The organism is Hyphomonas beringensis, assembly GCF_000682755.1.
In the GTDB taxonomy this organism is placed as follows: Bacteria; Pseudomonadota; Alphaproteobacteria; order Caulobacterales; family Hyphomonadaceae; genus Hyphomonas; species Hyphomonas beringensis.
Map to the genome: position 1 here is coordinate 1 of NZ_AWFF01000059.1, position 16,415 is coordinate 16,415.

The 16,415-nt window shown below is 54.1% G+C and carries 27 protein-coding genes and 2 pseudogenes; 10 read left to right on the forward strand and 19 right to left on the reverse strand.

Annotated features, from left to right (window positions below; all coding sequences use genetic code 11):
- Positions 1-623: 623 nt before the first annotated feature.
- Positions 624-1,265 carry a hypothetical protein gene (locus tag HY29_RS13905; protein WP_155838342.1) on the forward strand — a complete coding sequence of 214 codons (642 nt, stop codon included), beginning with the start codon at positions 624-626 and terminating at the stop codon, positions 1,263-1,265.
- 13 nt (positions 1,266-1,278) lie between these two features.
- Complete coding sequence (locus HY29_RS13910) at positions 1,279-1,719, forward strand: hypothetical protein (protein WP_155838343.1); 441 nt, start codon at positions 1,279-1,281, stop codon at positions 1,717-1,719.
- 57 nt (positions 1,720-1,776) lie between these two features.
- Here the strand turns inward: HY29_RS13910 and HY29_RS13915 are convergent, their stop codons facing one another.
- On the reverse strand, positions 1,777-2,046 hold the full coding sequence (locus HY29_RS13915) for a hypothetical protein (protein ID WP_034797995.1): 270 nt from the start codon (positions 2,044-2,046) through the stop codon (positions 1,777-1,779).
- 223 nt (positions 2,047-2,269) lie between these two features.
- On the opposite strand from HY29_RS13915, the gene HY29_RS13920 reads away from it, so the two are divergent.
- Genes HY29_RS13920 through HY29_RS13930 form a run of 3 tightly spaced genes read left to right on the forward strand, consistent with a single transcriptional unit; the run spans position 2,270 to position 4,627 of the window.
- A complete protein-coding gene (locus HY29_RS13920) occupies positions 2,270-3,091 on the forward strand; it encodes a hypothetical protein (protein ID WP_034797998.1) in 822 nt (273 codons plus the stop codon).
- A 43-nt stretch (positions 3,092-3,134) separates the two neighbouring features.
- On the forward strand, positions 3,135-4,028 hold the full coding sequence (locus HY29_RS13925) for a hypothetical protein (RefSeq protein ID WP_155838344.1): 894 nt from the start codon (positions 3,135-3,137) through the stop codon (positions 4,026-4,028).
- Between the two features lie 2 nt (positions 4,029-4,030).
- Complete coding sequence (locus tag HY29_RS13930; protein ID WP_034798002.1) at positions 4,031-4,627, forward strand: hypothetical protein; 597 nt, start codon at positions 4,031-4,033, stop codon at positions 4,625-4,627.
- A gap of 102 nt (positions 4,628-4,729) precedes the next feature.
- Here the strand turns inward: HY29_RS13930 and HY29_RS13935 are convergent, their stop codons facing one another.
- The 13 genes and pseudogenes from HY29_RS13935 to HY29_RS13990 form a co-directional block, all read right to left on the reverse strand.
- Complete coding sequence (locus HY29_RS13935) at positions 4,730-5,236, reverse strand: hypothetical protein (protein ID WP_034798005.1); 507 nt, start codon at positions 5,234-5,236, stop codon at positions 4,730-4,732.
- Positions 5,237-5,528: 292 nt separating this feature from the next.
- The gene (locus HY29_RS13940; protein WP_034798007.1) at positions 5,529-6,344 is read right to left on the reverse strand and encodes a hypothetical protein; all 816 of its coding nucleotides are present in this window, start codon (positions 6,342-6,344) and stop codon (positions 5,529-5,531) included.
- 81 nt (positions 6,345-6,425) lie between these two features.
- Positions 6,426-6,635 (reverse strand): annotated as a pseudogene (locus HY29_RS19735) (IS6 family transposase); the annotation flags it as partial.
- 105 nt (positions 6,636-6,740) lie between these two features.
- A complete protein-coding gene (locus HY29_RS13945) occupies positions 6,741-7,016 on the reverse strand; it encodes a hypothetical protein (RefSeq protein ID WP_034798008.1) in 276 nt (91 codons plus the stop codon).
- Positions 7,000-7,311: a hypothetical protein gene (locus HY29_RS19230; RefSeq protein WP_155838345.1), complete on the reverse strand. Its 312-nt coding sequence runs from the start codon at positions 7,309-7,311 to the stop codon at positions 7,000-7,002. The genes HY29_RS13945 and HY29_RS19230 overlap by 17 nt, the downstream gene beginning before the upstream one ends.
- Positions 7,304-7,717 (reverse strand): hypothetical protein, encoded by a 414-nt coding sequence (locus HY29_RS13955; protein ID WP_034798011.1) that lies wholly within the window; start codon positions 7,715-7,717, stop codon positions 7,304-7,306. Before HY29_RS13955 ends, HY29_RS19230 begins: the two co-directional genes overlap by 8 nt.
- Before the next feature lie 3 nt (positions 7,718-7,720).
- Positions 7,721-7,957 carry a hypothetical protein gene (locus tag HY29_RS13960; protein ID WP_162176731.1) on the reverse strand — a complete coding sequence of 79 codons (237 nt, stop codon included), beginning with the start codon at positions 7,955-7,957 and terminating at the stop codon, positions 7,721-7,723.
- A gap of 44 nt (positions 7,958-8,001) precedes the next feature.
- The gene (locus tag HY29_RS13965; RefSeq protein ID WP_034798015.1) at positions 8,002-8,319 is read right to left on the reverse strand and encodes a hypothetical protein; all 318 of its coding nucleotides are present in this window, start codon (positions 8,317-8,319) and stop codon (positions 8,002-8,004) included.
- 65 nt (positions 8,320-8,384) lie between these two features.
- Positions 8,385-8,816, reverse strand: coding sequence for a hypothetical protein (locus HY29_RS13970; protein ID WP_034798017.1), 432 nt, complete (start codon positions 8,814-8,816; stop codon positions 8,385-8,387).
- A gap of 94 nt (positions 8,817-8,910) precedes the next feature.
- Positions 8,911-9,543, reverse strand: coding sequence for a hypothetical protein (locus tag HY29_RS13975; protein ID WP_034798019.1), 633 nt, complete (start codon positions 9,541-9,543; stop codon positions 8,911-8,913).
- A gap of 10 nt (positions 9,544-9,553) precedes the next feature.
- Positions 9,554-9,910, reverse strand: coding sequence for a hypothetical protein (locus tag HY29_RS13980; protein ID WP_155838347.1), 357 nt, complete (start codon positions 9,908-9,910; stop codon positions 9,554-9,556).
- Positions 9,911-10,047: 137 nt separating this feature from the next.
- The gene (locus HY29_RS13985) at positions 10,048-10,446 is read right to left on the reverse strand and encodes a hypothetical protein (RefSeq protein ID WP_155838348.1); all 399 of its coding nucleotides are present in this window, start codon (positions 10,444-10,446) and stop codon (positions 10,048-10,050) included.
- A gap of 123 nt (positions 10,447-10,569) precedes the next feature.
- Positions 10,570-10,896, reverse strand: a complete 327-nt coding sequence (locus tag HY29_RS13990; protein WP_034798025.1) for a hypothetical protein — start codon at positions 10,894-10,896, stop codon at positions 10,570-10,572.
- Between the two features lie 124 nt (positions 10,897-11,020).
- On the opposite strand from HY29_RS13990, the gene HY29_RS19830 reads away from it, so the two are divergent.
- The 5 genes from HY29_RS19830 to HY29_RS14010 all read left to right on the forward strand — a co-directional run bounded on the left by HY29_RS19830 (position 11,021) and on the right by HY29_RS14010 (position 13,012).
- A complete protein-coding gene (locus HY29_RS19830) occupies positions 11,021-11,143 on the forward strand; it encodes a hypothetical protein (RefSeq protein ID WP_277813024.1) in 123 nt (40 codons plus the stop codon).
- Between the two features lie 2 nt (positions 11,144-11,145).
- The gene (locus tag HY29_RS19385) at positions 11,146-11,553 is read left to right on the forward strand and encodes a hypothetical protein (RefSeq protein WP_034798027.1); all 408 of its coding nucleotides are present in this window, start codon (positions 11,146-11,148) and stop codon (positions 11,551-11,553) included.
- Between the two features lie 192 nt (positions 11,554-11,745).
- Complete coding sequence (locus HY29_RS14000; RefSeq protein WP_034798029.1) at positions 11,746-12,243, forward strand: hypothetical protein; 498 nt, start codon at positions 11,746-11,748, stop codon at positions 12,241-12,243.
- An 11-nt stretch (positions 12,244-12,254) separates the two neighbouring features.
- Positions 12,255-12,461, forward strand: coding sequence for a hypothetical protein (locus HY29_RS14005; protein ID WP_034798030.1), 207 nt, complete (start codon positions 12,255-12,257; stop codon positions 12,459-12,461).
- Positions 12,462-12,469: 8 nt separating this feature from the next.
- Positions 12,470-13,012 carry a hypothetical protein gene (locus HY29_RS14010; RefSeq protein WP_155838349.1) on the forward strand — a complete coding sequence of 181 codons (543 nt, stop codon included), beginning with the start codon at positions 12,470-12,472 and terminating at the stop codon, positions 13,010-13,012.
- Between the two features lie 19 nt (positions 13,013-13,031).
- Here the strand turns inward: HY29_RS14010 and HY29_RS14015 are convergent, their stop codons facing one another.
- The 5 genes and pseudogenes from HY29_RS14015 to HY29_RS19900 form a co-directional block, all read right to left on the reverse strand.
- Complete coding sequence (locus HY29_RS14015) at positions 13,032-14,051, reverse strand: hypothetical protein (protein WP_034798034.1); 1,020 nt, start codon at positions 14,049-14,051, stop codon at positions 13,032-13,034.
- Positions 14,048-14,785, reverse strand: coding sequence for a lysozyme inhibitor LprI family protein (locus tag HY29_RS14020; RefSeq protein ID WP_034798036.1), 738 nt, complete (start codon positions 14,783-14,785; stop codon positions 14,048-14,050). Before HY29_RS14020 ends, HY29_RS14015 begins: the two co-directional genes overlap by 4 nt.
- 71 nt (positions 14,786-14,856) lie before the next feature.
- A complete protein-coding gene (locus HY29_RS14025; protein ID WP_034798038.1) occupies positions 14,857-15,303 on the reverse strand; it encodes a hypothetical protein in 447 nt (148 codons plus the stop codon).
- A 1-nt stretch (position 15,304) separates the two neighbouring features.
- A complete protein-coding gene (locus tag HY29_RS14030; protein ID WP_155838350.1) occupies positions 15,305-15,892 on the reverse strand; it encodes a hypothetical protein in 588 nt (195 codons plus the stop codon).
- Between the two features lie 271 nt (positions 15,893-16,163).
- Positions 16,164-16,415 (reverse strand): annotated as a pseudogene (locus HY29_RS19900) (hypothetical protein); the annotation flags it as partial.

A 16,415-nucleotide genomic window follows, 5' to 3' on the forward strand; every position in this document is an offset into this window, starting at 1 on the left:
CGGAGCGAACGAACCCCATTCGGTCTACGTTCACCCAGCCCGCCCGCGAAACAGTATCAACGGCCCCGTTAAACCGCATCCAAACCTGCGACCGTTCCCCGGAAAACCCTGTTCCGACGCACATATCACCCAAAAGTTAAGAAGTTGGCAGACAAAGCTCCACTTTGAACTGAACGCGCGGAGCGAACGAACCCCATTCGGTCTACGTTCACCCAGCCCGCCCGCGAAACAGTATCAACGGCCCCGTTAAACCGCATCCAAACCTGCGACCGTTCCCCGGAAAACCCTGTTCCGACGCACATATCACAGCGCTCCGAAATGGAGTGAAATACCCGAAAGATCAGGCCGGAGATGCTGTCAGTCCAATGTAAACCAGTCTGTGCTATTTGCGGACCAGCAGGTCCTCAACGTTTCGCAATGACAGGGAAATCAGACAGACATCATGACCGCAAGCTGGGATGATTTCCGGCGATGTCTTGAAAAAGCGATTGGATTTCGGGGAATTTAGATAGGCTGGCCTGATCACGCCGCCCGCTCAATCGGCCTGTTCCACTGCCAAGCCCCTATGCCCTGATTTCGCCCGAAAATATTGTTTCAACCTTTTCTGATCAGTGGAGGGATGTATGCGAAATTTGCTGAAATTCAGTGGCTTGAATAGAGACGTCGTCGGATTGGCGCTCATCTGTTTTATGGTGTCATGTTCGTCGCCTGAAGTGGGAACAAACGAAAACAGCACGCAATCAAGTGCAGAGCACAACAGCTCTGTATCGAATTCACCCAGAGGCGACTTCGTCGCAAGAGCTGATGAGGCAGCAAGACAGCTAATCGAGGATTTGGGAGCGCAACAAACGTTCGCACGCCTGGGGTGGCAACAGAACCCGGATTATAAGCCGCCCCAGCATTGCTTTGACTATTGGCTGCAAGAGGGTGATCAGGCCCTTCAAGAAGCGGAAATAGAGGATTGCGAAGCCCATGCCAGCGATCTCTCTCGGCTTTACGATTCTTATGGCACGGACGCCGAACCAATCGTTTTCAAGTCACGATATTACTGGGACGAACTTGAGACCTTCGGGCTTCAGTTTCCGCAGCTGGTCACAGAATGGGAGGCGAAGGGTGGCAGCGAGGACGATCCGAGTTTTCTCGATCATCCGGTCTGTGCCAAACCGCTTCAGGAAGGCTGGGAAGGGTCAGACTATTTTTATGACGGCGCCGAACACCCGCTTTGTAGACTGTACAAGATCGATCCGGTTGCGGCGACGCAATGATCTGGCGCGGCGCATGACGAAACTTGCCTGGCATAAGCACGCGATCATTGCTGTTGCTGCGACGGCCGCTCTCGCCTCCTGCGGGCCAGAGCCGTCGGTGCTGGAGCAATATGGCTGGATTGACGGCACCTGGTACCGGAGCTGCGAGACAAAGGATGTCATGATCAGTTTCATCGTTTCAGCAGATGGCATTGAAGGTCTGACCGGCATGGAAGCCCAGGCTCAGAGCAATCCACCACGCAGGGGACGCGTACATGTCGAAGGCATGTCAAAGGGGCATACCCGGTTTCGTCCGCAGAACTGGCTGAACTCCGAACTGCGCCTGAAGCCAGTCGGGTCGGGGCAAGCCGATGCGATCCTGGCAAGGCGCGATGCCACGGACATGATCTGGGACACGAGCGAGCGTTTCCCGCTTTACAAATGCTCCGGCACTTCCGGAGAAGGCGAAGAATAAAAGCCTTCGTGGACGGTCTTGATGTCTTCAGTCATTCGAATGCCTCGCTCTGCCGGCTCACTCAGGGTGCGTGGCCTTCTTGTTTTCCAGATACCACCAGTAGATCACATCCCGGAAATAGGTCTTTGCGGCGGTGACGAGATTTTTCAGTTCCCCGAGATCGCCCTTGCTCAAACTCAGAATGGCGCCGATGGCGTTGTTGCGATTGTGCTCGGAATCCATGGTCTCGGCAGTGGTGATCCGGTCCAGTTCCGCCATGACCCTGGGGATGTCTTCCTCGGAGAAATCAGTTCTGACGGTGGTCAGGTTCTGTTCTGTGAGCGCCATGATTTCCTCTCCTTGAAATGCCAGACACGCCTTCGATCAGGTGGCGCGGACGACCCTCATGGTCAGGTCGAGAATGAAACTGCCGCCTGAGGCGGTGACGACGAGTTCTTCCTTCCATTTCGCCCGAAACTGGAATGTCGTCATAGCATGTTCACCTGTAGTGTTTTGATTGTCGGCCAAGACTTGTCGAAATTCTGTCGCATTGCCCGTTAAGAAGAAGACTATGCCGTACAAGAAACTGTCGAAAACTCTCCAATTGCTCAAGACTGTCTACAGTTATGACAATACCGATTATAGCAAAAAGTACTTTGGTGAGATCGGATACAAGACGGACTGCTTAAGCCCGGATGACGCCGATCTGCTTCGCCAGCACAATCTGCAGCCGAACAATTTCCAGACGCTGAGCCATGACGAATTGCTTGGCGCGTTCCTGAAGCTCAGAGAGAGTACCAGCCTCACCTGGCAGTCCTGTTCGCGCTTTTTCATCAAGGGTCTGTCCGGCGATCTTCCGCGCTACCGGCAAACGCTGATGAGTTTTCACTTCATGTCGGGGCTCGAAGCGCATGCGTTTGCGCCATCGCAGCGCCATTTGAATTGCGATGTCTGCGGCCTGCCTAAGCAGAGCGTCTTCGACAGGACCCATGCGCTCTACACCTATTATCTCGGCCATAGCTGGAATGAGACGCCCACGAACTTCCTGCCGGAGCTGGAGGAGGCTTCCACATTCGAGCCGCCGGAGGTCACGAAGGAGCAGATTGCGCGGTTATCCGCGCTACTGCGCGCGATCAATGATGCGAGTGAAGATGAAACGCCCGGCCAGCTGGAAAAGCGTATCGCGTCTCTCAAACTTCTGCCCAAGGCCGACAAGTACAAGCGCTACGGCATGCTTCAGACACTCGCTGTCACGGGCGTTCTTCCGAGCGATCCTGAGACGGATGGCCAGCCCGCACGCTCCGATATCGTGCATCCGCTGGCCGGCTGGAGAGGCCGCATGGGGGTCGATTACGAGGTCGCGTCCAAGGTCTTTCCGAACCTGGCTGACTAGAGCGGCGCATGGATAGGATCAGGGGGACCAGAGGACGATGACGATGAAGACGTTCACCACCAGAATAAATGGTGGCTACGAAATGCCGTATCTCGGCGTGTACGAGGGAGAGGTTTCGGTTGGCGATTTCGCGGAACTTGACCCGCAGGCGGAGCTGATCAGCTTCGGGTCGAAGGCGAAGAATTTGCATCTTCTGCCTGAGTTTAAATCGGTTCGGTATGTCGGGCTGGGCAGGAACACGTTTTCGGCTGAGCTGCTCGATAGCCTGTCCCGGCTGCCAAAGCTGGAAGTGATGCAGATCAGCCATGACAACCAGGAGGATTGGCCGTCTCTGGCACCGCTTTCGGCGCTCAAATACCTCATCCTCTACGACGTGAAGAAGCAGGCCGACCTGTCATTCCTGAGCGGCATGGCGCAGCTTGAGAGCCTGTTCCTGTCAGAGCTGCTGAAGCTCAGTGATATCAGTGCCCTCGCCACGCTTCCAAACCTCCGCGAGTTTGCGATTGAAGGCGACCTTCATGGACGTGGCAGCGTGCTGCCGGACATTGACGCGCTGTTCACCCTGACAAACCTCGAACACCTGAAATTCTTCAGCAAGAAGACGGTGTTCAACGCGGCGGATTTTCAGGCTTTCAGCAAGCTCCGCTATATCCACATCAACCCGTTCCATCACCCTTTTGAATTCTATGCGGAGCTCGAACGGTATCTGCCGGAGGGGTGTGAAAAAGCGGTGCCGCATCTTCTGGCCAACTATGCCGAGGATGCGTGCGACAAGTGCGGCGCGATGGGGCTCATAAAGCCGATCGGTTCAAGACAGCGGGCCTTCTGCCCGGCCTGCAATCGCAAGAAGCTCGATACGCTCCTCGACACATATGAGCGCCTGTCCGGAAAGCCGCGTAGCACTGCGATTGACCATATAGACTGGGTGGAGGCCTGAACATGTCCTGGATCAAGCTCATCGACCTGCCGAGCGCTCTTGTCCTGACGGTCGCCCTGTCGCTTGCCGCATGTCATGAGCCGCAAACGACAAACACTGTGACCACAGCCACAACCGGAAGCGACACGCCGACATCTCAAACAGACAATGCCGAGCCAGTTGCGAAAGCAAACGCACCGCTCGTCTTTCTGACGGATTTGTCCGGGCGCCTCGAGAACGGACAGCCTGTCTCAGCCTTCATGGCCCCCGAATTCACCTTCGTCTACCACGTCGACAACCGGTGCGACGGAAATACGGATGGCGTGCTTGATGCACTCCCCGCCAGTCGCGTTGACGGGCCGTTCCGCCTGGAAGTCACAAATGACGGCGACGGTTGGGCATGTGAACGCAAGCCAGTTTCGAAATCTGAAATCACGTTTGACCTCCAGAAAATGCTGGCCGACTGGGACAGGTTTGAAGTGTATCAGTACGAAGACGATCCGTATCGGGGATCCATCGAAGGACGCGGCGTGTCTGACTATCTGGTCGTCCAACTTGCCGGTGAAGAAGATGAGCTCCGCATAGACAGGCTCGAATATCGAAGCGAAGATCCGGGTTAAACCGAACCAGCCCGCCCCCGATTGCTTTATGGAAGAGGCCCTGAATTCGCATGGATGAATGCAGGAAAGCCAGGGAGGTGCTGCAGACCTACCAGCGCCATCTCATGAAAAATCATCCGGATTTTCTTCAAACGCCTTCAGTTTATCGACATAGCTCTCGATCAGCTGCGTCTTGCGATCTTCACTGAAACTCCCATCAATCTCGACCGCCTCATGGGCTTTCGACCATTCCAGCGCCTTGAGGAGCAGCCAGATCACATGCAAGCCTGCCTGTACGCTGTCCTTCGACAATTTCGGGTCATCGGTTGCGAGCGCCTCGGCTATTGCCGGATCATCGGTGAGGGCTTCGAACAAATCACTCAGAAGAAGGCCAGACTTCCCAAGCCCCAATCCTTGCCTTTCAAGGTAGGGCGGTCGGCCTTCCGTATGATTGTGACTTTGGACCCATGCGAGATGAGAAACTGTTTTCCACATCTGGTGTGAGGTAGACCCGTGCAGGAGCAGGCCGGCCTTGATCCGTTCACTGGCGGTTACAATCTCATCCTCAGCGGTTCGGCGCTGCGAGTATTCGGTCAGCTGAGATAGGAGAATCTGTTTTCCACTCGGCATGCGATGAAACTCCACTAGAAAAATTGGCCCGGTTCAGAAGACAATGCTGGTCTCATTGATAACCAGTTTGGCATTGTTCTCAACGCACCAGGCCTCAAGCGACTGCCTTAGCACGGAATAAAGGTCCTTTGCCAAGCCGGGAGCTTGCTCTGGCCAGTCCTCTTCAGTTAGCAGGAAGGCGGTCTGCGACTGTCTCCGGCAATGCGCGCAGACTGTTTTCAATCTGCTGCCGCGGAAGGCTTTGGGAGTAGACCGGGTCACTGCTGATCTGGATGTAGCGGTACACCGGCGGTCACGTGTCTCTGATCGAGTTTTCATGAGTGACGGAGATGTCCGCCGGATTGTCGATGTTGATGTGGGCGATAAAGCCCGTCTCGCCATAGGCCACTATCGTCCGGCCGCGCATTTCTGCGCGCATGATCGGGTTAGAATTGGTGAAGAACAGGCTCCAGTTGAGATCATTGTCCGGCGTCACGGAGGCGATGTAGCCTTCATTGCCCATGCCACCATCACCGAAGACGATCTTCTGGCCTTCAAACTCGAAGGGATCGCGGAAGATATCGACCTCGGTCCAGATATCGTCATTATATTTGAGAAGCGAGGCGACGGTCGTATCGCAGAGAGGCGACCAGTAGAGCGTCGTCTCATGGGTATTCGGATCGTAGACGCTGTAGGCATTCGCGAAGACGATTTGCTCGTCGCCATAGGCAATGCAATCATAGCCGACCACAAAGCCTTCGCGCCATTTTTGCTGGATGGTACCGTTCAGCTTGTTCGGGTTTGCCTGTGAGGTCCCATGACCGGCGAAGACTCCGCTCAGGGCAATTATGAGCTTCGAGGTCATCTGGATGGTCAGGCCCTCGGGGCGGGAGACTTTCCAGTGGCTGGCACTCGCTGATAATGTGTCCCGAAAGGACATGATTTTATACGCCACGTCGCTCTCGATATGCGTTTGCTGGTCATAATGTACAGCGAGCGTTTGAAGGGCCTCATGAAACCGTTCGAGTCGTTCGGTTTCGACATCGTTGCTCAAGCGAAACTTGATGAGCAGGCCGTCATTGGCCTCATACTCATGGTCAATCAGGGCGAGTGCGTCTTCAGTGTTCATCAATTTCTGGCGGTTCTTCGCAAAGGTGGGAGGGGCGCTGGAACAGATAGTCTACAGTAAGAGAGATACTGCCACGATTCGAGTAGAGCGACGTTTGCGGCTCTTGTGCACGAAATAAATCCCGAGCCGATCAACCCAATGCCGGACCGTCTCATGGCAGACGTCTATCCCGCGCTCGTGGAGCAGGTCCTCGACATTGCGTAGTGACAGTGGAAATCGGAAATACATCATCAGAGCAAGTTGGATAATCTCCGGTGACGTCTTGAAGTAGCGGAACGGTGATCTAGCCATTCTCCGAGGCTATATGCCAAGATTGTCCACCTCAAGTCCGGTTCCTTTGACAATGCCAACCCAAGCATTAATTTGGTGGTTGGTCTTACATACCCATGTCCCGGATCAGCGGTCCGGACTCTGATAAACGGAATTCCAACGGAGCAGATGGTCGTCCTTTGGGTGTACCTCAACAGCGCCCAGAGTCTGCAGGTCATCAAGCAACCGGAACATCAGATCGCCAAGCGGATTGCTGGTCCAGAAAAGGTCCTTCCGGCCACCGAAAGCAAACGCCGGTGCATCCGGCTGTGGCGGTTGCATCAAGCCCAGTGAGATGGCGAGGTGCCAAGCGGCGACGTCGATGTCCGTCCACTCTGACAACTGCTTAGCAAGATACGACATGCCCCTCCCCCACCGCTCGTGCGCCTTCCCTGATCGTGAATGCGCGGCCCGGGACAAGACCGGAATAGTCGACCCCGCCATAGGGCAGCCGGACGCTCACCCGCAAATCGACGCCAAAATCCACCGGATCAGCGCACGCGACGAACTGCACGCCCAGGTAATCCGGGTCCACCTCTTCGTCCGAAACCAGGTGCGGGCGGTATTCGCCGCCTGAGAGGTCTGGCAGGGCTATCCGGCCACCCTGGCTCGGAGGATAGAATCGGACGCACAAGCGCAAGATGCGAGCGTCAGTCACAATCGATCTCCACCATCCAGACGAACTCCAGATCCGAACCGCTTTTCATGGGTTCCGAATAGGCCGTCACACGCACTTTGCGCCCTACCGCATAGGCTCCCATGTCGGATTTTTCGTTGGCCACGCAGCTGTATGTGTAGCTTCCACCATCCGTAAGCCGGAGTGTGAATGAGCGCCCCTCATTATGCATGCCCTCAAACTGAAGGCTTTCGATTTCGCCCTCATAAATGACTGTAGGCATACGGCCGGTCTTCAGATTCCCCCACCATTCGTCACTTCCAAACAGCCCATAGGCGCCCTTGAGGCCGAACCCCGGCCGCGCGTCATCAAGAGTCAGCGCCTGCGCGTCAGCAACTTGCGCAGGATCTTGCGCGAGTGTGACGGCGAGATCATAGATCTTTTTCATTCCTCAATCCCCAACGAAGACAATCGCCCCGCACTCGTTTCTGCATGCTTCAAGCACGGTCAACAGATCCGTTTCTACTTTCAGTTTTGCAATTTCGGAAATCAGAACAGAAAGCTGCGCATCCACGATAAGATCTCCATACGGATCCACGAAACTTCCGGTGCGTTGCCGGAACCTGTCAAAGGCCGGTTGAAGGACACCATAGGCTTGGTCATCGATCTGATACAAAAGCCGTCCCATGCGGCCACCTCTATACGCGTGAACATCCAGTGCCATCGCTGCATTCAACTCCATTCATAGCCTTGAATGAGGATGCCTTCGTCGGCCTCCGTGACTGGCCATTTCCCAAACGCATTGAGGTGCTGGATCAGCTCCGAATTCGTGGCACGAAAATTGGAAACGCCCACAAAATCGATATGCGAGAATGGCACACAAGAAACACCGCCGCATTCGCCGAAATGATCTTCAAACTCGAAATCCGGCCCAGGCGTAGGCACGCTGAGTACAGTAGGATGACTGATCAGTTTGATCCCCACCACAGGGCACCCACCTGGCAAATCGTGCAAAGCAGAAAACAGCTTCCGCCATTTGGCGTTGCTCATGTAAGCAGTCTTTGCCTGCGCTATCTTGCGTGCGGTACGGCGGTCTTGCTCTCGTGGGTTCTTGCTCATGACTGACCTGGCGCTAAATTCGGAAAAGGATTGTCGATACCGGACTGGTGCCAGATAGAATTCGCAGCTCGAGTAACCTCATCTGTGTACTTCTTTTTCAGGCGTAATATTTCTTCCGCCGAAAAAGCGTGTCCATTTCGCTCAATCACCGCTCCGCAAGACAAATACAGATAGAGTGCCACGAGTTCCGCAAGCTCGGCGTCATCCGATATAACGGCAAATTTCAGCGGCTGTTCCGGTGCGGCGTATATTTCCACGCGAGGCGTATCATGCTCGCGGTCGCGAATGTAAAGCTCGCGCCAGTCCCGGCTCCACACGTTGATAGCGTCACCTTCAGTGTCCACGTTGCGGTCCGGACCATACATAAGGTCGACAAACACCCGAAAGTCAGGGCGAGGTTTATCGACGGTGACAACCAACTCTGTCATCAGGCATCTCTATCGATCAAAAAAACACCATTGGGCCTCGTGGCCGCCCGCTGCGTGCACAATTGCGCAAAACATACGTCACTCGTTCTGTGCATCACCTGTACTCCCAACGGTAATCGATCTGGGTGATCTCGTAGGTGTCACCAGAGGGCTCCGTATTCAACAACACATAATCATGGCGGCTTGGGTCCATCAGGCTGAACACGGTGTAGTTGGCATCCACGGCCTCAATATCTACCCGGTCCCAGCTGGAAACCGTATCGGAGAGATGAAACGGCAGAACCATGTTGGGATCGGATGGGACGTCGCAGTCGCCCCCATCCCATGCAAAGGTCGCCGAAAACATGAAACGTCTGTCGACATCACTGGCTGTCATCGAAGGCTCAAACCCTGTCGTGTAGCCCGCACATTCATGTTGTTCCGCGTATACGAAGAAGAAAGTGGGTGCCATCATGTCCGCCACCGGAGCACCGCTTCTCAGGCGTTCTGAGAAGGTATTGATGAAGACGAGCCGGTCATACATACCGGGGTCATCAAAATCGTCCGGTGACAGCTCTGCGAAGGACGGGTCAGATCCTGCGCTGTCTTGCACGGCCGCCGCTTCTTCTATTGTTCCAGGTTGCACCGTCGCCGCTTCTTCCATTGCTTCCGGCGGCTCAGCCTTTGCGCAGCCGGCGAGGCAAACACCAAATGTGGCAGTCGCGGCAAGTATCCAAAATCTCGACATGGGCTGCTCCTCAAGCACGCTTATGAATGTAAAACACTGACTGGTGCCACGCGACCAACGAAGCGGGAACAGAGATCAGCCCGTATTGCCAGGATATATCGGCCCAGCCATTCTGGAGCTCGAAGAAATAGAACTCCAGCCAGATGGCGACCGCCTGAATAGCAATCAGAAACAACAGCAAGGATGAGGTGAGTCCCAGCCTCAATACGCCGACAATTGCGAGCAAAACTGCCCCGCCGATCAGGGCGACAACCAGCGCCACGACAAAGCTGAGGACTGCGATATAGGCGAGCTCCAGACCGAACGACCTCGCAGCGACGGCGACAAGCGCGGCATGCGCCAGTGCAGCGAAGGCGGCCGTCGCCACAGCCGCTGGCCAAAGGCGCCGGAACAAGGATGACGTTGAGTGTACGTCAGTCGTATTGACCGCTCTATTGTGAAGTTGTGTTTTTGAGTCCTTCAAATTCCGTTCGTCCTTCAAAAATGTCGGTTAGCGCAATGGCTTTACGCCGACCCTTGATCGTCCTCTAATTCACCGAGAAACGCTGCCGTCATTTCGCGTAGAGCTGTATCGTCATAAGTTTTTTCAAGCGCGCGCATAGCACTTACTATTGCGGCTGGTGTGAGAGCTACATCGCCACAATGTGCGTAGGCCTGCGCGATGAAGTTCGCCATTTCCTTGAAGTCCACGCGAAAAAACCAAATGATTGGCGGCGACTCATCCGTATTCACGGACAGCGAAATGGAGCTGTCATTGTCCATGCCGCAATCGGCAAAAATGCGATCACTGAACTCCGGATGCAGAACCCGAAATCCATAGTCAGTCTGCACAGCTTCGACCCCGCATCGCTTTAGATAGGCGACAGCGTGCTCGGGCGACGCGTTGTCCATATTATCCTTCACGCTCGGTCCCCAGGAAAAGTAATGTGGCTGTGACAAATGTTTTGAAGCTCAATGAATCCCCCCTCTTCCATCACCCAAGCCGGTGATCTGACGCCTTGCTGCTCTATCGAATTCGGCGTTGCGTTACGTGTCTTCTTTAAGTGTGACGATCAGATCGAAATCCGTCACGAACTGATCAATAAATTGTTTCATCTCCGAAGGCGCCTCGCCTTCCAGTCCGCAATGCATGGACTGTATGACATTCGTTGCCCCCTCATCCGCTGTCTCAAGGCACAGGTAATTTCCTGCGGCATCTTCAAATATGCCAATCCCGCTCGCCGGATTGATATAGGCCCAATCCTGCTCGTTCACCCTGGACAGGGCCAGATTGTAGATATGGTCCGCCAGAACGCCATTACGGGCATAGTCACTCCAAGAGGCTTCCGGATTTATATCAAAATGCCTGAACATGCATCCCTCCTGCGAGCGTTCATACACGCTTGAAAGGTAACAAATTATGGCGATCTGCGCCTTTATCTCGTCAACTTTTCCGGGCTAACTCGACGACCAAATCAGGAAAGCGATTCAAGACACCATGAAGACGGAAGACGCATTCGCATTGTTCGAACACGAGTATGACGCCGATGATGGCCTCTTCACGAAATTCCGGATGACCACAAAACCCATCATTGCCTTCAGCCGTGTGTTTGCGGGGTGATCATGTCAAAATCGAGCGAACTGATCACGCACTTTGAAGACTGTGCCTATCTCAAATCCTATTATGGTATGTCGCGAGATATCTATGTTTACCAAGACCATGTGGAGATCATCTTCAGGATCATTCTCAACGATCATGTCAGCTTTAGTTTTAAGCGCATGGGCGCACATGATGATGCCGTTATTGCCAGCCTTCAAAAATATGTGGAACGCTCGACTTATCTGGAAGCCGGTCTGCCATACAGCTCCAAAGCCGTCATGAATTCGGCAATCAAAGGCTTTATTGGAGATGTCTTGAATGATGCCGTCCCCATGCCGGACAAGACTTATGTATTTGCGGGCGACAAAGCACGTCTGAAACTTTTCCTGGAAGACGAAGACTGCGCCTTCATTTGGGAGGATGAAGAGTGATTGCACGCATGTATGCTTCATCAAGGATGTGTTGAAGGCCATGTCCCGCTGATATGTGAGGCCAAAGGGGATCAAAAATCAGCAGATATCTGCACCGGTCTGGCCGAACGGATCACCTTGGCGTTGGGCTGGCAGATTGTCAGCGATGAAGCGTAGATTGAATTTTCAGCAAAGTTGATTGGATAATCCTGAATGGCGATGAAGCGCAATAACCGGATGGGTGAACGACAGATACTGTCATGGCGCCCCTCAATCCCCTTCATCACCCTTATCGGCTTAATGGCGGCCGTGACCGCCTGCTCTGAACCCGTGTCTCCAACGAATCAGGAAACTGACAGCTCGCCTTCGGCTGAGCCGGTGTTCACGACACCAACCGTCGAGCTTCCATTAGCAACTGGCGAGCCCGTTCTTTTCGGAATCAAATCCTGCAAGGTGTACAAATCTGCGCCGTCCGCCGGCGCACCGGAAGCCTGGACGCTCCTGTTCGAGCCCGCACCCTACCCCTTACCGCAACAATGCGTCAGAGAACGCCTCGAATTTGACGGGGAGTATATCCAGATCGAAATTGGCACCCAGGCATTGGGCGCAGGCGGATGCTGCACGACCTATGCGGCTTACCGCAGCCGCGATGGTGAGAACTGGGAGATCCGCCCGGCGACTTCGATCACCGAGTGGCAGGTATTGGAATAACGAGGCGGACAATGTCTGATAAAATAAATGTCGTGCATGAGGGGCGGGGTGGCTATGTCGAATACCAAAACGTTCGGTACACAATCGATCATGTGGGTGAAGGCTGTTTCTGCATTCATTTTCCGGATGGGAAGAAGCACAAAGATCTGAAGATCCACCAGCGCGCATTGACCGCTTATGCCGAAAGTCATGACCCGAAATGGTATGTGGGCAGCTGAAAGTTACGGTGTCTACTCTCAAGAAATCTGGATCGATTCTCATCTCTGAACGTGATGATGAAGCCTCACCGAACAAAGGTCACCCTCAAATGATAACAGGTAGCAGCGACATAGCGCGTCTTTTCTCACTCTTTCACGACGGCGGAATTAAGCAATACGAACTGAAGCAGGACAAGCTCATTCTTGAAGTTGGCATCCTGTATCTGGCTCAAAGGATTTCTCCGGAATTAAAGGGATTTCATGTCGAACTCGAAATTTCCGGCCCGATCAAATTCGTGACCTGGCCAGACCATGAGACAAAGGAGTCGAGAACGCTGACGGATCTGGAATTTATTATGTCCACTGATCTGCAAATCCTCGAAGCAAAAGATGATGATGGCACTGTGAAAGTCACATGTGCTCAACATGCCTTTCCGTCAGACTTTATCGGAGGCGATCTCATTCTCCGGACACAGAGCGCAAAAGTCTGGGATGCGAACCACACCGACTATTCGATCGAATTTTTGGAAAATCTTTGCAAGTCGTACTGGGAAGAATGGAGCCGTCGATAAAATACTTTGAGGTCAACATTCAAACTTCGTCATGCCCCGGCCTGTTCTGCCATGCCCGCAGAAGTTTTTCCCGCTCAGGCACGTCAAACAGTTCCGGCGCGCCGAGCCCCCAGACTGTTTCAAGCATGGCACTGCCGGCAGCAGCCCACGGCCCGATCAGCCAGCGCTCGTCCTCATCTTCCTCAAACGCCGCATCACCGTCAATTCGCTCGGCCGCATCCCAGACAGCACGATGAACGAGAGACAGTCCGTGGCCGACAGGTGATTTTTGATTATTCGCCGCTGTCACGACCCCGCGCATGTCCCGGTCCGGCCTATTGTCTTTTCCCGCCACCAATGCTTGCCAGCGATGCCAGCCCTGAGAGGTGAGTTCTGCTGCGTCCGGGTGACGATGACTCGCGAGCCTTTCAGCACCTCCGCGATCAAGGCCGCCTGCGAAGCGCAGGGCTTTCTCCACCTGCTGTCCACACGGACCAAACAGATTATGCGTCGGCATCTCCCTGACGATCTTTACCGAAACGCATCGCGTATAGTTTCCACGATGATCCTGCGGCTCCAGCCTGTCCAGAACCTGCGCCAGCCAAAGCCGGCCTGGCCAGCGAGCGACCGTCACATCCCGCAAGCTGTAATCCACAATTATCCATGGCGGTTCGCGGGATGGGTTGGACACCACCGCCCCCTCTTTGGCATCCGCAAACCGGCCAAGCTTGTCATCGGAAAGATAGATGAAACCTGTCTCGACTGCTTTCATACGGTAGGCGCGCCAAGCAACGTCTTTGCCGGGAAAGTATTCGGCCACCCCCGGCATGCACCGATCAAGGTGGTCGATATCCAGAATCCTGCCATCCGGAAGGCCGATCTCCACAATCCCTGCGAACTCACCGCTCCAATTGGACACTTCAATCGTCCAGCCATTGCTGGCGCGGTATAGAATATCGCCCTTGATGCGCTCTTGCGGATCGCAATCGGGCACAAGCGTTATATCGCCTGTCTCGATCTGTTTCAGAACACCTAGAACATCATCTTCCGATATACTCATTCATCCGTACTTTTATTATCCGGACATTGAAAAAGTTCGAACTCGTCGATCAGAATCGTCGATCCATCAACTGTTTCATACGACTCACCGATCAGGTTGCCCTGACCACCTGACTTGATCCGCAAAAAGCCGGTATCCCAACCAGATGGCGTAATTTCAACGACCCCGTCGTAACCCAGTAGAATCTCTGCTGGAGGCATTTGGCTCGGATCGGCAGGAAAGCCGCCTTCCGGCGCCGTATCTGCAAAGACACCGTTGCTACTGACAAAAAAATGGAAAACGAAACCGCTGGAAGAACAGCTCTCATACCAGGCGCCGTGCAGCCAGCTGAGATCATCGTCCGTCACAGTGTCCGCCGTTACGTCATAAAGCGACTGCAATTGCGCGGTCCGCGCCGCGGTCAGCTCTGTAAGGCAGTTCAACTCATCCTCATGGCGGGAGGTGCCGCCACTCATCAAGCGATAAACAGCCGCGCAATGCGTATCTCGATAGTTCGACCAGGCCGCCTGCCCCAGCTCCAGGCTTTCACTGATGTCAGCGGGCTCGACCATGAAATCCTCGAACTCGTTGTTCTCGACCTTGGTCTCGATAGCTTCAAGCGTTTGTTCCATTTGCGCGTCGGCCGCTTCAAACGCTTCCTGCGCCACGCACATGTCTTCCGGTAAGTCGCAAGCGGTTTCCGCGTAACTGCTCAGCGCGAACATGGACAATGCCGCAAGCAATACAAATCTCATAAAAATAGTCCCCTGATAAAATGCTCGATAAGCTAGATCCGGTCTATCACAACGTAAAACAATGGCTTTTCCTAGGTCGGATTTGGTTCGTCTTGCAACGGACACCACCGCTCAGCATCGAACCAGCCAGCCCCCACATGATCATCGGTAAACCGCGCAATGGCATGCGAGCCTATCTCGGGACCATTCCACTCCCGTAAAGCCAACCCTTGCACTGCGATCAGGCGTTCCTGTTCTTCTGTGTCGGCAATGTCGCGTTTTATCTTCCGGATTTGCGGCGCTTGGGTTTCGAACCATTCGCGCTTTTCTTGAAACCAGGCCAGGCATTCCGCGACCTGCTCCGGCGTAAGTGCGAAAAGCTCATAGGTCCGGCTCTCTTCCCCAGCATCGCTCTTGAGGCGGAACCAGACATCACTGCCTTCCCATTGCGCGAGCCCGGACACCGGACCATCATACCACTCCCGCCAGCAGATCAGGCTGATCTCATTCCCGTCGACCAATTTCACTGCGGTGTCCATTTCACGCCAGTCTCTTTCTCAAACGCTTCACGACCGTCTCCCGCGCCTGTCTTGTCAGAAAGACGTGAGGAATTTTCATCAGGAACGGCCAATAGATAAAATCATCCGGTCTCCGTTGCGACGCGCAGATATAGTCTATCAGCTCCGCGGTGCTTGCGCGATCGAATGCCCACAAAATCTGATTCCGATATTCAATTTGAAAATAGGCTTCCCTTGGCCAGTCCAGGGTGTGCTTGCTGCGTTTGCCACAAGACTCGCAGACGAGTGTGCCCCGCCAGTCGCTCAAGGGACGGAACTTGTGTTCGGAATGTGCCCAATCCTCGATTTTGTAGCCGCGCGGAAGATCGCTTATCAACGGGAGGGTGTTGCCCATAAGCCCATGATAATAGATTGCTGAATGATAATACTGCCCGTTCGTATCTGCCTGTTTCAGGCAGTCGAAGTGTTGCGACTTTTCAAACCAATGAAGGTCATCGTTCGTCTTGATCGTGACGCGTTCCGCGAATTTGAAAACAGCTTCCCTTGCACATTCGGAACACGTGACAGCCACACGGTGCGGCATAACGCTATGGTAGGAATATGAACTCACCCGAACTTTCCCCGGTTCCCATCCTGCTGATCAGGAATAATTAAGCACGAATTGAGTAAGACGTGCTAATACAGCCCTAGGATGAAAAACTGACGGGCTGGTTTACAAATCGAATTTACAGTAAAAACCATAATATCTTGAAATATCGGAATGGTTACTGGGGTGGCGTCAGACTGACCCGAACCAGTCTCCGTTTTTATCTGATGAGCAGACCTCAGGGTGCTGTCAGACGAATGCGAACCCGTCTCCGATATTCGCGGACGAGCAGGTCTCAGGCCGCAATCAACTCGCGCCATTCGAGAAGAGCGGCGTCGCGTAGCGATTTGAACCTGGGCCTGCTCTCGATATTCCCTTGGTGATTGAAGTGATTGTACACAGACGAATGGATTGAAGCGAATTTCTGGAGATTTCGCATGCCCCGGAAACGGGATATGGCGCGTTCTCTTCGTCGGAATGGCAAGTGTGATGGGCCTGCTCTCGATATTCCCTTGGTGATTGAAGTGATTGTACACAGACGAATGGA

Bases quoted from the DNA above. Each gene is read 5' to 3' on its own strand.
- HY29_RS19385 (WP_034798027.1), top strand. From the start codon at position 11,146: ATGTCAAAATCGAGCGAACTGATCACGCACTTTGAAGACTGTGCCTAT.
- HY29_RS13955 (WP_034798011.1), bottom strand. From the start codon at position 7,717: ATGAAAAAGATCTATGATCTCGCCGTCACACTCGCGCAAGATCCTGCG.
- HY29_RS13905 (WP_155838342.1), top strand. From the start codon at position 624: ATGCGAAATTTGCTGAAATTCAGTGGCTTGAATAGAGACGTCGTCGGA.
- HY29_RS13910 (WP_155838343.1), top strand. From the start codon at position 1,279: ATGACGAAACTTGCCTGGCATAAGCACGCGATCATTGCTGTTGCTGCG.
- HY29_RS19830 (WP_277813024.1), top strand. From the start codon at position 11,021: ATGAAGACGGAAGACGCATTCGCATTGTTCGAACACGAGTATGACGCC.
- HY29_RS13975 (WP_034798019.1), bottom strand. From the start codon at position 9,543: ATGTCGAGATTTTGGATACTTGCCGCGACTGCCACATTTGGTGTTTGC.
- HY29_RS13965 (WP_034798015.1), bottom strand. From the start codon at position 8,319: ATGAGCAACGCCAAATGGCGGAAGCTGTTTTCTGCTTTGCACGATTTG.
- HY29_RS13970 (WP_034798017.1), bottom strand. From the start codon at position 8,816: ATGACAGAGTTGGTTGTCACCGTCGATAAACCTCGCCCTGACTTTCGG.
- HY29_RS14005 (WP_034798030.1), top strand. From the start codon at position 12,255: ATGTCTGATAAAATAAATGTCGTGCATGAGGGGCGGGGTGGCTATGTC.
- HY29_RS14000 (WP_034798029.1), top strand. From the start codon at position 11,746: ATGGCGATGAAGCGCAATAACCGGATGGGTGAACGACAGATACTGTCA.
- HY29_RS13940 (WP_034798007.1), bottom strand. From the start codon at position 6,344: ATGAACACTGAAGACGCACTCGCCCTGATTGACCATGAGTATGAGGCC.
- HY29_RS13930 (WP_034798002.1), top strand. From the start codon at position 4,031: ATGTCCTGGATCAAGCTCATCGACCTGCCGAGCGCTCTTGTCCTGACG.
- HY29_RS13960 (WP_162176731.1), bottom strand. From the start codon at position 7,957: ATGGGACGGCTTTTGTATCAGATCGATGACCAAGCCTATGGTGTCCTT.
- HY29_RS14025 (WP_034798038.1), bottom strand. From the start codon at position 15,303: ATGGACACCGCAGTGAAATTGGTCGACGGGAATGAGATCAGCCTGATC.
- HY29_RS13920 (WP_034797998.1), top strand. From the start codon at position 2,270: ATGCCGTACAAGAAACTGTCGAAAACTCTCCAATTGCTCAAGACTGTC.
- HY29_RS13935 (WP_034798005.1), bottom strand. From the start codon at position 5,236: ATGCCGAGTGGAAAACAGATTCTCCTATCTCAGCTGACCGAATACTCG.
- HY29_RS13990 (WP_034798025.1), bottom strand. From the start codon at position 10,896: ATGTTCAGGCATTTTGATATAAATCCGGAAGCCTCTTGGAGTGACTAT.
- HY29_RS13925 (WP_155838344.1), top strand. From the start codon at position 3,135: ATGAAGACGTTCACCACCAGAATAAATGGTGGCTACGAAATGCCGTAT.
- HY29_RS14015 (WP_034798034.1), bottom strand. From the start codon at position 14,051: ATGAGTATATCGGAAGATGATGTTCTAGGTGTTCTGAAACAGATCGAG.
- HY29_RS13915 (WP_034797995.1), bottom strand. From the start codon at position 2,046: ATGGCGCTCACAGAACAGAACCTGACCACCGTCAGAACTGATTTCTCC.
- HY29_RS13945 (WP_034798008.1), bottom strand. From the start codon at position 7,016: ATGTCGTATCTTGCTAAGCAGTTGTCAGAGTGGACGGACATCGACGTC.
- HY29_RS14020 (WP_034798036.1), bottom strand. From the start codon at position 14,785: ATGAGATTTGTATTGCTTGCGGCATTGTCCATGTTCGCGCTGAGCAGT.